Here is a 12,706-nt window from a genome sequence, read left to right as displayed (position 1 = left end):
CGCCGCTTCGCTTGTTGTTGGAGGCTATTGTTCCATGCGGTTTACCTTCGTAATTGCATTGTTGTTTGGCTTGCCTGGGTTGGCGCTGAGTGGGCCGCAGATCAGTATCGGGTCCCTCAACGATTACCTGCAGGCCGAAAAAGGCGTGCTGGTGAAGCGTATCGCTAATGGTGGGGACGCGACCGCGTTTGTGAAGGTACGCGCCTGGGAGCTTATCCCCAAGCCTGACGGCACGGTTGAGGAGTTGCCCCTCGATATCCAGGCCGGCGCTGGCCAGCGTGAGTTGGTGGCGAGCCCCACGCGGTTGATCATTCCCGCCAAAGGGATGCAAACCGTACGTTTACTGTTCGAGGGCGACCGCACACGTGAGCGTTATTTCCGCCTGCGCTTTGTCCCAGTAGTGCCTGCCAAGGACGACACGTTTGGGCTGGGGGATGAGGAGCGTGCGCACTACCGTGAGGCAATCGAAGCACAAGTAGGCATGCTCAAGGCCATCGGTGGGGTTGTGCTGGTTGAGCCTTCATCCGCGCGCTTCGATACCCGACTCCAGCAGCGGGAGGGGGAAGTGCGCGTGACCAACCAAGGCAACACCACCGTGCGCTTGGAAGATTTTTCCACCTATCACTCTAAAACAGGCTGCGGGCAAGGCAGAACCGTTCATGTAAGGCCTGGCCAGGCGTTCATTCAGACGGCCGCGCCCTCGCAGCGGTTCTGCTTCACGCTGGTTGAGGGCAGCCAACGCACGCGTCACCAGCGTTAAGCAAGGTATGGCGTATGGTAAGGAACCCCTATGCGTAATGCACTGATCGTTGATGACCAGCCCTACATCCGTATTATCGTGGAGAACCTCTTGGCTGAGGAAGGCATCAAGACCCTTGCCCATGCCAGCGATGGTGTGCAAGCGCTGGCGCTGGCGCGCAGGCTTGAACCAAAGCTGATCGTAATGGAAATTGCTGTAACAGGGCTGGATGGCATCGAAGTCATCAGCCGCATCAAACAGCTGGGGTTAGACACGGACATTCTGGTGCTCACCAGCTATCCCGCTGAATACAGCGCCGAGCGCTGCATGAAGGCCAGTGCCGCAGGCTTTTTGACCAAAACACACCAGCTGGATGTTTTTCGTCAGGCGGTACGTACCCTGGTGTCGGGTTATATCTTTTTCCCTAAACCTTGTTTGGGGCAGGTAACGCCGGCCTTGGGCGGCCCTACCGAGCAAGAGCGGGTAGCACGCTTGTCCACGAGAGAGTTGGCCATTTTGCGTTATCTCGCTCTGGGGTTCACAAACATCCAAATTGGCGAAGCATTGTTGCTGAGCAATAAAACGGTCAGCTCTTACAAGTCTCGACTGGTGGCCAAACTCAAGGTGGATTCGCTGGTTTGCCTGGCAGACCTTGCGCACCGCCATCACCTTGTTTGAATGGCTATGCACACGCTAGCGAAGAGGCATTGTGCCTGTGTGCCGGTCGTGCGGGCGTATGTGATCAAAGGTTCTTCACAGGCTTATCCACAGGTTATCCAGGCTTGCTCGCCAGGATCATCAGGTTGCGCGGCGTTAGCCTGGGTTCACAAAACAGCCCTACCTGCACGTCATAACCGTGTTCCCTCAAATACAATGCACGGTCCAGTACCAGCCACAGTTCCAGGGGCCTGCGGAACAGGTTGCGTACCCGCTCCAGGTTGCGCACCTGCGCTAGGCGTTGCCAGCCGTGGGCTTCCCAGGTGTTCCACGCTTCGTTGGGGCTTAATGCCACGCCTTTGAGCGCTGCCAGATGAAGGCAGTATCGTGCGAACGTCTCGTTCAGCCAGTTGGCAGGCAATGACGGTGTAGGCAGGTAAGCGTTTTGGCCGCGCACGTGCCGTTGCAATAGATCAAACCCCAGGCGCCGTGCCATAGAGGTATCGCGCTGGCGTCGCTCGCGTGCGCCTGCAGTGACCGTTTCGCTGGCAGTCAAAGCCAGATCCTCACGGTTCAATGCCAATGGTCTGGTACTACCCGCATCTGACAAGGGTACATAGTGATCGGCCTGGGTGCGGTTGTAGCAGCAGGGCGCCAGTGCCAATTGCTCACAACCCTGTTCAACGGCTTTTTGCAGCAGCCGCACATGCAGGTCACCGCAGGCATGCAAGGCAACCGGTACATGATAAGGCCGCAACAGCGTGTCGGCGGCCAATACGTTCTGCAACTGGTGCCGGGCGGGCAGGTGATGACGGTCGCTAAGCGCCTGGCCTTCGCTTACCAAAGCAGGGTCCCATTCCAGGCAGGTCAGGGCCTGGCCAGGCTGCACCAGCCTGCGCCCCAAGTGTCCCTTGCCACCGCACCAGTCCACCCAATGGGTGACGGGCTGGGTAAAGGACAGGTGGCGCGAAAACGCTTCTACCTGTTCCCACTTGCGGCCAGGTACATCGCGCTCCAGTCGGTGGAGCGCTGGAGGTAACTCCAGGGTAGGCAAGCTGCCTAGCTGCGAGAGCGCAAGGCCTTGTTCGGCGAGGTCGCGTAGAAGCTCAGGCGCCTGTGCAGGTACAGGCACCCCTGATGCTGCCTCGGCGTCTTCCAGAGACTGATTTCGAAGCCACTGGGCCAGGGCGGGGTGCTGGGTTTCCCAAGGCAGTTGCAGGTGCGTGAAGGGCCGTGGTTTCCACAGCCCCTCATGGGTGTTCAAGAACGCCTGCAGTGCGAAGAATCGAGCCTCTAGCCCATCAACAGCGTGCACGGTCAACGAATGCTGAAGGGGAAGTACTTGTCATTGATCTTCTTGTAGGTGCCGTCCTGGATGATGTCCTTGAGGGCCAGGTTCAGCCGGGTACGAAGGGGGTCGTTCAAGCGCGTGGCAATGGCGATCTGGTCGCCGTCTTTTACAGGTTCGCCCTTGAGTTCATAGCCTTTGCCTGCCTCGGTACGCATCCACTCGTAGCTGGAGTACTTGTCTGCCAGCGCGCCATCGATCTGGCCGGTGGTCAGCGCCACGTACAGCTCTTCCTGGGTGGAAAAGCTTTGCACAATGGCAACGTCAGCCGCGTTTTCCGCCAGCCAACTAGCGGCCAGGGTGCCCTGTTGAGCACCCAGTGTCTTGCCCATGAAGCTGCTGGGGGTGCCGGAGAGGTCACTGCTGGCCGCAGCGATGAACTGCAGTTTGTTGGTGTAGTAGGGGTCAGTGAAGTCCACTTGCTGCTTGCGGTCTTCCGTGATGGAAAGGGAAGAGATCAGGAAGTCGTACTGGTTGTTGTTAAGTGCAGGAATCAGGTTTTCAAAATCTGCCGTAACGATCTCGCATTCCACTTTCATCTTGGCGCAGAGTGCAGCGCCGATGTCTGCATCGAACCCTACCACTTGCCCGCTGGCATCAGTGTCGTTGAAGGGGGGGTGGCTACCTTCCATACCCATGCGCAGCTTATCGACCGCGTATGCCGAAGACAGGCAGGTCAAGGCCAGAACGCAACCCACCAGCGAACTGAAAAATCGGGGCATGTAACAAACTCCAAAGGCAATGCAGCAGGGTGTACGGGCTTCGACAACGGTTATTGCAGAAACATCACGCGCTTGGCGGCCAAGGTTGCGACATTTTATTTATCGAACGCGATTGCGAAAACGTGAGGAAAGGTTGCACTGTCCCTGGAGAAAAGGCAGCCAAAGTTGCACCGCGAATGGGCGAGGGTGTTACCTGGCGGTCTAAAACAGGGCACATTCAGAGCATTGCCTGGGTACTCTAGTAATGCTTTTGTGGTAACGCGACAATATGTCCTATGGCTAAATCGTTTTAGCTTCGAGCGCCAACCCCCGCTGGTCTGTGGGTTTGAACTATTTTGCATCAATTTGGCGCACTTCTTGCGTAAAAAAAATCCAACAGCGCGTTGCTTGTCCCACACAGCGGTAGGGCCCGGTGCACGCGTTGGACAAATCGCTTTCTCGGAAGGGTACACCTATGAGCAGTATTCAAAACGCCGGCGGGCTTGCCCAAGGCCTGAAACCTCGCCATGTGACCATGTTGTCCATCGCAGGTGTTATCGGGGCAGGCTTGTTCGTCGGTTCTGGCCATGCCATCGCTCAAGCGGGCCCCGCTGTGCTTCTGGCCTACGCTGCAGCCGGTACCTTAGTGGTGCTGGTGATGCGCATGTTGGGTGAAATGGCAGTGGCTTCGCCAGACACCGGTTCGTTTTCCACTTATGCAGACCGCGCCATCGGGCATTGGGCAGGCTTCACCATCGGCTGGCTGTACTGGTGGTTCTGGGTGCTGGTGATTCCGCTGGAAGCCAACGCTGCTGCGGGCATTCTCCACGCCTGGATTCCAGACGTTCAAATCTGGGTCTTCGCGCTGATCATTACTGCCGTGCTGACCGTGACCAACCTGTTCAGTGTGAAGAACTACGGTGAGTTCGAGTTCTGGTTCGCCCTGCTGAAGATCATTGCGATCATTGCCTTCATCGTATTGGGCCTGGGCGCAGCGTTCGGCTTTGTGCCAGGTAGCCAGGTAAGCGGCGTCAGCCACCTTACCGATGTTCAAGGCTTCATGCCGAACGGCTTGGGCGCTGTAGTTGCCGCCATGCTGACCACCATGTTCTCGTTCATGGGCACGGAAATCGTGACCATCGCGGCCTCCGAATCTCGCGACCCGGGCCGTCAGATCTCCAAGGCCACCAACTCGGTGATCTGGCGTATCTGCCTGTTCTACCTGCTTTCGATCTTCTTGGTAGTCGGCCTGGTGCCGTGGAACGATCCTTCACTGCCGGCATTGGGCTCGTACCAGACCGTGCTGAACCTGATCGGTGTACCTAACGCGAAACTGATCGTAGACATCGTGGTGCTGGTGGCCGTGACCAGTTGCCTGAACTCGGCACTCTATACCTCGTCTCGCATGCTCTTCTCCCTGAGCAAACGCGGCGATGCGCCCAAGGTGGCACAGCGCACGTCCCGTGCTAGTACGCCTTACGCGGCCGTCATCTTGTCCACAGCAGCTGCATTCCTGGCCACCTTCGCCAACTATGTTGCGCCTGCCGCGGTGTTCGACTTCCTGTTGGCCAGCTCGGGCGCCATTGCGTTGCTGGTGTACCTGGTGATCGCGTTCTCTCAACTGCGCATGCGCCGCCAGGCCGAAGCCCGTGGTGAGAAGCTTGCCTTCAAGATGTGGCTGTTCCCTGGCCTCACTTACCTGGTGATTCTGTTCATCGTTGGCGTGTTGGTGGAGATGTTCCGCCAGGAAGGCCACCGCGTGGAAATTGTTGCCACTGGTTTGCTGACTATTGCCGTTGTGGCAGCCGGGTTGATCGTGGACCGTCGTCGCAAGGCAGCTGCCCATGGCCGTGCAGTGCTGAGCCGCTGACGCCCGTTCGCTGTACCAAGCAAAAGGCCGTTACCTGAGAGGGTAACGGCCTTTTTTCGTATTGCCGGTTTTGGTTCTACCAGCGTGGGCCTTCGTCGCGGTAGTGGACCCAATGGCGAGGCGGCGGGCCAGGCTGGTAATAGACAGGCTGCGGGGCACGGCGGTAGTACACCACCGGTGGAGGCGCAGGTACGTACATCACCGGCCGTGGGGGAGGCGGTGCGTAGTAACGCTCTTCGTAATACCGGCGTGCTTCGTGGCGATGGTGGTGGCCGCCATTATCCCAGCTGCTGGCGATCAGCGCGCCGACCGCAGCGCCTGCGATGGCGGGCACTATCAGGTTGCGCTCGTCTGCCGAGGCAGTGCCCACCACTCCAGCGCCCACCAGGCAGGTGGAGAGCAGTACGGCTTTGGTCAACTTCGCAAACATGGTGTCTCCTTCGGCGCCGGCTTGGGTAGCGCCATGGACGTATGAAACACCTTTGCTGTGTAAAGCGCGGTCTGGGGACGGTAAAGGTTGTGTAAGGGCCCGTGTTGAGTGCAGAGGGGATTTGCTTGTTCGCCCGCTGCACTAGCGTTTCGCAGGCTCCCACAATCACTCTGCCGCGCGTTGCTAGGCTTATCAGGCCTCGGCAATAGCCGCGGCAGCCGCTACATAGGCTTCTGTGAACTCGGTGCTTTCGATCCGCGCCATGGCATCGTCCTCGCTCAAGCCATGGTGCTTCTCGTAGTAGGCAATCCACAGGGAAACGATCAAGTCCGAGACATCGTCTTCGGAATAGTTGTCGATTACCATGGGCAAAGGCGACTCGGTGAGGAAGGCAAAGGCCACCGCTTCCTGGCCCTCTTTCTCCACGGCCGCCATGGCCGCAAACAAGTCTTCGAAGGCGCCTGTTTCCAGCCCACCTTCGAAGAACTCTTCCATGCTCACGAATTCAGGCGACAAGGCGTCCGGGTTCTTCTCCCTTGGCGCGTCCGGCTGGTTGTTACGCTGGATACGGTTCTGGCGAGCCTTGGACGACGCACGCTTATGTTTCTTCTGCTGCTTGCGATCGGAGGACATAAGGGCGGCTCCTGTGCCGGCGTGTAAAGGGGCGTGGTAAGGGTAGCCGATCGTATTCAGTGGCTGGCCCTAAAGGGGGGCGGAGTGTACCTATCGAGCGCAGGAGCTTGCAATCGGCCTCAGCCCTGGCGTGCCTCGCTGTCGTGTTTGAGGGCGCTCCAGAAAGCCTGCATGGTGGCGTTATTGTTTCCATTGGTGCGGTAGGAGCGGATTTCCAGCTCTTCATTCCAGGCATCGCTGCCAGCGGGCACCAGAGTACCCCGTGCCAACTCTTCCTGGGCTGCACTTTTGGGCAGCCAGGCCAGGCCGTAGCCTTCCCGGGCCATTTGCATGACCTGCACTGCCATGTCGCCTTCGTAACAGGTTTCCAGGTAGTAGGGCGTAGGGCTGCGCTTGAGGATGGTGTCGACGATCCGCCTCAGGAAGGTGCTTTCCGTGTAGGCCAGGTGCGGTGTGGGTGCATGGGGGCTGCCGGGTAAGGTGAACAAGGGGCGGCCGCGCCTACCTGGCGCGGACACAGGCACCAGGGAATCCAAACCCAAGGACAAGCTGCTGAATTTTTCCGTGCTCAAGGAGATCGGGGCATGGGGGTGGTGGTAGCCGATCATCAAGTCGCAGTGCCCCTCTTCCAGGGCCATTACGGCCTGATGCACGTTAGCGGCCACTACGCGCGCCTTGAAGTGGCCGTTGCGCGCCTGCTGTTGCTTGAGCCACTTGGGGAGGAAGGTAACCGAGAGGGTATGGCCTACAGTGACCGCGATAGAGTCCCCCGGCATACGGCCGGCCTCTAATAACTCCTCGCGCACAGCGAGCAGGCTGAGCAGGGTTTCTCGGCTCTGCTCATAAAACGCTTGCCCGGCACTGGTAAGTTGCGCGGGGTAGATCCCGCGATTGACCAGCTCCACCCCTACCCAGCTCTCTAGGGACTGAATACGCCGGGACAACGCCGACTGGCTGATACAGCGGATATCAGCCGCGCGCGAGAAGCTGTTGGTCTCTGCCAGCGCAATCAGGTCTTCGATCCATTTCAGTTGCATGGGGCACCCGGTTCCCTGTTGGCAAGGGCGTTACCCTAACAAGCAACGGCACCTGTAGGCAGCCTGGGTTAGAGAAAAATACGACGCCCAGCGTTCCATCTACGACTTTGCGATGGAAGGTGAAACCTTTCAGCGCCATATGCCACCCAGGCTATGCATAAAGCACATAGTTATAGACCGCGAATGCATCACCTTGTGAAGCATTTGTTCTTAGAATCGATCTCAGCCGCCGATGCCCCCACAGGGCGCGATGGTGTTTCGGGCATTGACCCCTAGAGCACAAGCCCGTTCTCGGTTCACGCGGTGTCGCCATTTACGTTTTGCCTGCCTAACGCATCGCTTCTACCGGAGCGGATATGCGGCGTGCCGTGTTACCCGCTGAACATACTTTTTGCGCGTCAGGTTCGCCGCGCGCCTTGCTGAGGTTACGCATGAATAACATTCGATTGGCCAAGCAAATCGTTATTGCTTTGATACTCGGCGTAGTGGTCGGGGGTGGCCTGCATCATTACCTGGCAAACCCAGAAATGACCAAAGAGGTAGCCTCGTACTTCAACATGATCACCGACGTGTTCTTGCGGTTGATCAAGATGATTATCGCACCGCTGGTCTTTGCCACCTTGGTAGCGGGCCTGGCGAGCATGAGTTCCAGTGGTTCGGGCATGGTCGCACGGATTTCCATTCGATCCATGACGTGGTTCATCTGCGCGTCGTTGTTCTCCCTGTCGCTCGGGATCGTACTGGTGAATGTGTTCCAGCCGGGCGCGGGCATGAACCTGCCTATTCCCGAGAAAGATGCGGCAGTCGGTGGCCTCAACACCAGTGGCTTTACGCTGCAATCGTTCCTGACCCATGTGTTTCCCCGCAGCATTGCCGAGGCCATGGCCACTAACGAGATCTTGCAGATCCTGATCTTCGCGCTGTTTTTCGGCGCCGCATTGGCCTACGTGAAGAAGACCACCGGCAACTCCATGATCCAGCCGTTACTCGACGAGTTGGTCAAGGTCATGTTCCGCATTACCGACTATGTCATGGCGCTGGCACCGATCGCCGTCTTTACCGCGATTGGCTCGGCGATCACCGTGCAAGGGCTGGGGTTGCTGGTCGACTACGGCAAGCTGGTAGGTGAGTTCTACGTAGGTATTGCCTTGTTGTGGGCAGCGCTGATTCTGGTAGGGCGTGCGTTTCTCGGCAACGCGGTGTTTAAACTGATCAAGCTGATCCGTGAGCCGGTGCTGTTGGCGTTCTCTACGTGCAGCAGTGAGTCGGCCTACCCTAAAACCATCGACGCGCTGGAAAAGTTCGGTGCCTCCAAGAACGTAACCCGCTTCGTGCTACCGCTGGGGTATTCGTTCAACCTGGACGGCTCGATGATGTACCAGGCATTCGCCCTGATGTTCATTGCCCAGGCGTACAACATTGACTTGTCGATCTTTGAACAGATCGTGATTCTCCTCACCTGCATGATCACCAGCAAAGGCATGGCCGGCGTAGCGCGGGCATCCTTGGTGGTAGTAGCCGCTACCTTGCCAATCGTGCACCTGCCTGAAGCCGGGCTGTTACTGATCATCGGCATAGACCCCTTCATGGACATGGCCCGTACCGCGACCAACGTCGGCGGCAACAGCATTGCCACCGCCGTGGTGGCCAAGCTTGAAGCCGACCGTGGTGAAGCACCGGTAGCCGAGACCCTCGACACGCCAACTGTGGCGGGTACGCCCCCACGGCAACCCCTGAATACCTCAGAACTGGCTTAAGCTAACGGAAGTAGCGATGAACATAATGAACCGGTATACCCACCAAGCTGGCGAGCGCTCACTGGGGGTCGTGGGCGGCCTCGGCGACCTGGCCGGCGTCGACTTGTTGGCTAAGCTGGTCAGTAATCCGGCGGTGCAGGGCGCTCGCGACCAATACCATTTCATACTCCAACAGGATCCGTTCAAAGGCAGCGCGCTGCCCCTGGCTTCGAACGCTAACCTCAGCTCACGGATGTTCTACGTATTCCAGACGTGCCAGGCCTTGGCACAGCGCTCAGCAGATGCGGTGCTGTTGCCTTGCTTTGCCAGCCACACGTTTCTGGAGCAGCTGCAGAACGAGTTGGACATTCCGGTGCTCGACATGATGGCCGCGCTGCGCCAGCACGTGAGCGAAACCTTGGGCGACGGTGGGCGATTGGGTGTGGTGTGCTCGGATTTTGTCCGGCATTCCGGGTTGTTCGAGCGCTACTTCGGTGACCGCTATACCGTTATTTACCCCCGCGCCGAATGCCAGGCCATCTTGATGGACGCGCTCTATGGCGCTGCGGGCATTAAGGCCGGTTATTTGGATGGTGAGCCGCTGGCTCAAGTGCGCCGTGCATGCCTGGACCTGCGCGAGCAAGGCGTAGACCTGCTATTGCCGGGTGCAACCGAACTCAGTTTGGTGGCTCCGCTGCTTCAGCAACAGGGCCTGCCACTGCTGGACGCTAATCGGCTGTATGCGGATTTCGCCACGCGTGGCGGTGAAATAAGCCGGGCATTGCCCTTCAAGCTCGGGGTAGTGGGCGGGGTAGGCCCGGCAGCCACGGTGGACTTTATGGGCAAGGTGGTGCGCAACACCCCTGCCAGCCGCGACCAGGATCACATCAAGATGATCGTGGAGCAGAACCCACAGATTCCTGACCGTACAGCAAATTTGCTGCGCAACGAGGCCGACCCCAGCATTGCGCTGTATGCCACGTGCAAACGGCTGGAAGAAGAAGGCGCGGGTGCCATTGCTATTCCCTGCAATACCGCTCATGCCTTCGTTGAGCGTATCCAGCCGCTGCTGTCGATCCCTGTGATACACATGCTCGACGAGACGGTCAAGCATGTGCGAGACCGCTACGGCGTAGCGGCGCAAGTAGGGCTGCTGGCCACAACGGGTACTGTGCAGTCAGGGGTGTACCAGCAGGCGGCTGAGAGGGTGGGCCTGCAGTTGATGACACCCAATGCTGAGTTTCAGGCCAGGGTAATGCGGTCCATCTATGGTGAACGCGGTATCAAGGCAGGGTTTGTCGAAGGCGAATGCCGTGAGGACCTGTTGGCCGCAGCACAGCATTTAGCCGAGCAGGGTGCAAAAATCCTCATTTTGGGGTGCACCGAGCTGCCCTTGGTATTACGCCAAGCGGATGCTTTTTCCCTTGGCGCCTACACAGTGGCTTTGGTAGACCCTACTGAGGTATTGGCACAGCGGTGCGTGGCCATTGCAACTGCCTCTTAAAGGTGCAGCATTGTTTTAATTAAACGCTCTAGTAAAACTGAAAAGGCACACAAAAATAATAAACGCACCTTAACTGTGCAAAAAAGTTATTACTATTAATTCCATGCACTTTATAAGTGCCTGCCTTCCAAGTCATTAGTTCGCTTGGAAGGCTCTGCTATCAGCATTTCAGAGCACTCTACATTATTTATTATTTAATGTTTGATGTGGAACTGCTTGAACGCTTCTGCCACACACCCCCTTGTACGTTAGCCGCCTTATAGTTGCCGCTCATTAGCAGAGCTGTCTCGGCGCGCGTGCGTGAAACTTATCAAGGAGAGGCGTTACATGATTCCAAGAATTCCCACTGCGAACGTGGCATCCGCCGCCGCTAACCTGGCTTGCGCCCAAGCAGAAATCAGTAAATCGCAACCGCCTGCTATTTCGCCGCGTGACGCGTTCGTCAACGAAGGGCGAGGTGCCTTAAAAGCAGTAAGCGACATATTGGGTGGGCAGCGCCCTGTCAACACGCAGGCCCTTGAAGCCAAGCGTGGCGGACCACTACCTGATTTCGCCAAGATTGGCATTATCGGTGGGATGGGGCCGGCTGCGGGCAATGCCGCTGCAGAACGGCTGGTAGACATCTTCCAAAATGAATTCGCAGTTAAAAGCGACCAGGCCCATGGGGCTTATGTACTGGTGTCGGACTCCCCCAACATCGGTGACCGCACCGCCTACGCCAAAGACAACCTCCCCCCCGACCTGGGTAAACGTGGGCGCGACGAGCGCATCAAAATGCTGACCGACCCGCGTGCTGACAACCCTTACCACGGCATGAAAGGGGCTATCGACCAAGCGGCCAGCGCAGGTGCTAAGGTTGCAGTGATTACTTGCAACACCGCGCATATCTGGTTTGACGCCTTGGAAGCGCACGCCGAATCCAAGGGCGTGAAGCTGCTCCACATTGCCGACTCCGTTGCCGAAGAGGTCAACAAGGCCATGGACGGCAAAGGCGGACGTCACTACCCCGTTAAAATCGGCCAGTTGGCAACCAACGGCACCAACAGCACCGGTTTGTACCAGAACCGCTTGGCAAGCAAATACCCCAACCAGTTCAGCATCACCGTGCCGGACGAAGAACAGCAGCAAAAAACCATGGGCAGTATCTACGGGACCAAAAACTTCCCGGTCCAGGGCGGCCCTGAAACTAATGGCATCAAAGGCGGCGAATACAAAAATTCTCGTGACCTGATGCTTGAGCCGGCGAAGACCCTAGTCGATGGTGGAGCGCAAGTGGTAACGGGCGCCTGCACCGAAGTACCCCTGGTCATCAATCAGAAAGACTTTGACGCTCACAACGTGCAGTTCGTTGACACCCTAAGGTCGCTGATGGCCCTGGCAGCCACGCAGGCCAAGCAGATGGCAGATACCGACAAGGCAGCGCTTGGCAATGAGCTGAACCAGCACTTCAGCCAATTGAAGACCGTGTAATGCCTATGCTGTGCCGCCCTTTTCAGCGCGGCTCGGCCTAGCGTTCAAGTGTTTCAAGCCCACTATCGCAAAGGCGATAGCGCGGCCCCTTTGTTGCCAAGAGACCCGACGACATGCCTATGACTTTTGAAGCATTGATGACTGAGTTCTGCCAAGCGACTGGCATTCGTGATAACGCTGACATTGAAGCGATCATCGGCGGTGCCCCTCTGAATATCGACGGCGTAGCGATTACTGTACGGCACGCGGCAGGGATCGCGCCGGATCGCTTGAGCATTTACTGCGACTTCGGCATCCCGCCCCAGGCGCAACGCGCCAAGGTGTATAGCCGCATTTTGGAAGTGAACCTGGCAGGCTACGAGCTGGATCTGGGTGTGTTCGGCACCTCGCCGGACAGCGGCCGTATCATTCTGGCGACCCGCTTCAGCCTTGGCACTATGACCGTTGCGCTCCTGCGTGAGGTACTGGCTCACTTGGTAGAGCGCGGTAAGGCGTTCGGGCTGTCATATCGCCGCACCGAGGCTGACCCAGCGCAGGTACGCCGTGGCTTGAGCGCCCCTGCGTCCCTTCATCGGAGGTAA

General features: G+C 58.0%; 12 protein-coding genes. 7 read left to right on the top strand and 5 right to left on the bottom strand.

Annotation, left to right across the window (positions count from 1 at the left end; translation table 11 throughout):
* The first annotated feature begins 34 nt into the window (after positions 1 to 34).
* Both ACSAMW_RS13780 and ACSAMW_RS13775 read left to right on the top strand, forming a co-directional pair.
* Complete coding sequence (locus ACSAMW_RS13780; protein ID WP_500590771.1) at positions 35 to 760, top strand: molecular chaperone; 726 nt, start codon at positions 35 to 37, stop codon at positions 758 to 760.
* 30 nt (positions 761 to 790) lie between these two features.
* Complete coding sequence (locus ACSAMW_RS13775; RefSeq protein WP_500590770.1) at positions 791 to 1,417, top strand: response regulator; 627 nt, start codon at positions 791 to 793, stop codon at positions 1,415 to 1,417.
* A 94-nt stretch (positions 1,418 to 1,511) separates the two neighbouring features.
* Here the strand turns inward: ACSAMW_RS13775 and ACSAMW_RS13770 are convergent, their stop codons facing one another.
* Entirely contained in the window at positions 1,512 to 2,711 is a 1,200-nt protein-coding gene (locus ACSAMW_RS13770; protein ID WP_500590769.1) for a methyltransferase, read from the bottom strand.
* Between the two features lie 2 nt (positions 2,712 to 2,713).
* Positions 2,714 to 3,466 (bottom strand): transporter substrate-binding domain-containing protein, encoded by a 753-nt coding sequence (locus tag ACSAMW_RS13765; RefSeq protein ID WP_500590768.1) that lies wholly within the window; start codon positions 3,464 to 3,466, stop codon positions 2,714 to 2,716.
* 454 nt (positions 3,467 to 3,920) lie between these two features.
* On the opposite strand from ACSAMW_RS13765, the gene gabP reads away from it, so the two are divergent.
* On the top strand, positions 3,921 to 5,315 hold the full coding sequence (gabP, locus tag ACSAMW_RS13760) for a GABA permease (RefSeq protein WP_500590767.1): 1,395 nt from the start codon (positions 3,921 to 3,923) through the stop codon (positions 5,313 to 5,315).
* Positions 5,316 to 5,391: 76 nt separating this feature from the next.
* Here the strand turns inward: gabP and ACSAMW_RS13755 are convergent, their stop codons facing one another.
* The 3 genes from ACSAMW_RS13755 to ACSAMW_RS13745 form a co-directional block, all read right to left on the bottom strand.
* Positions 5,392 to 5,745 (bottom strand): hypothetical protein, encoded by a 354-nt coding sequence (locus tag ACSAMW_RS13755; RefSeq protein WP_500590766.1) that lies wholly within the window; start codon positions 5,743 to 5,745, stop codon positions 5,392 to 5,394.
* Between the two features lie 192 nt (positions 5,746 to 5,937).
* On the bottom strand, positions 5,938 to 6,378 hold the full coding sequence (locus ACSAMW_RS13750) for a hypothetical protein (protein ID WP_168083143.1): 441 nt from the start codon (positions 6,376 to 6,378) through the stop codon (positions 5,938 to 5,940).
* Between the two features lie 119 nt (positions 6,379 to 6,497).
* Positions 6,498 to 7,415, bottom strand: a complete 918-nt coding sequence (locus ACSAMW_RS13745) for a LysR substrate-binding domain-containing protein (RefSeq protein WP_500590765.1) — start codon at positions 7,413 to 7,415, stop codon at positions 6,498 to 6,500.
* A 431-nt stretch (positions 7,416 to 7,846) separates the two neighbouring features.
* On the opposite strand from ACSAMW_RS13745, the gene ACSAMW_RS13740 reads away from it, so the two are divergent.
* The 4 genes from ACSAMW_RS13740 (at position 7,847) to ACSAMW_RS13725 (ending at position 12,706) form a co-directional block, all read left to right on the top strand.
* A complete protein-coding gene (locus ACSAMW_RS13740; protein ID WP_500590764.1) occupies positions 7,847 to 9,172 on the top strand; it encodes a dicarboxylate/amino acid:cation symporter in 1,326 nt (441 codons plus the stop codon).
* 16 nt (positions 9,173 to 9,188) lie between these two features.
* Positions 9,189 to 10,655 carry a cysteate racemase gene (cuyB, locus tag ACSAMW_RS13735; RefSeq protein ID WP_500590763.1) on the top strand — a complete coding sequence of 489 codons (1,467 nt, stop codon included), beginning with the start codon at positions 9,189 to 9,191 and terminating at the stop codon, positions 10,653 to 10,655.
* Between the two features lie 327 nt (positions 10,656 to 10,982).
* Positions 10,983 to 12,125, top strand: coding sequence for an aspartate/glutamate racemase family protein (locus ACSAMW_RS13730; protein WP_500590762.1), 1,143 nt, complete (start codon positions 10,983 to 10,985; stop codon positions 12,123 to 12,125).
* Positions 12,126 to 12,238: 113 nt separating this feature from the next.
* Positions 12,239 to 12,706, top strand: a complete 468-nt coding sequence (locus ACSAMW_RS13725) for a CesT family type III secretion system chaperone (RefSeq protein WP_500590761.1) — start codon at positions 12,239 to 12,241, stop codon at positions 12,704 to 12,706.

The organism is Pseudomonas sp. AB39(2026) (genome assembly GCF_059831485.1).
This window is presented reverse-complemented; position numbering and strand designations above follow the sequence as displayed.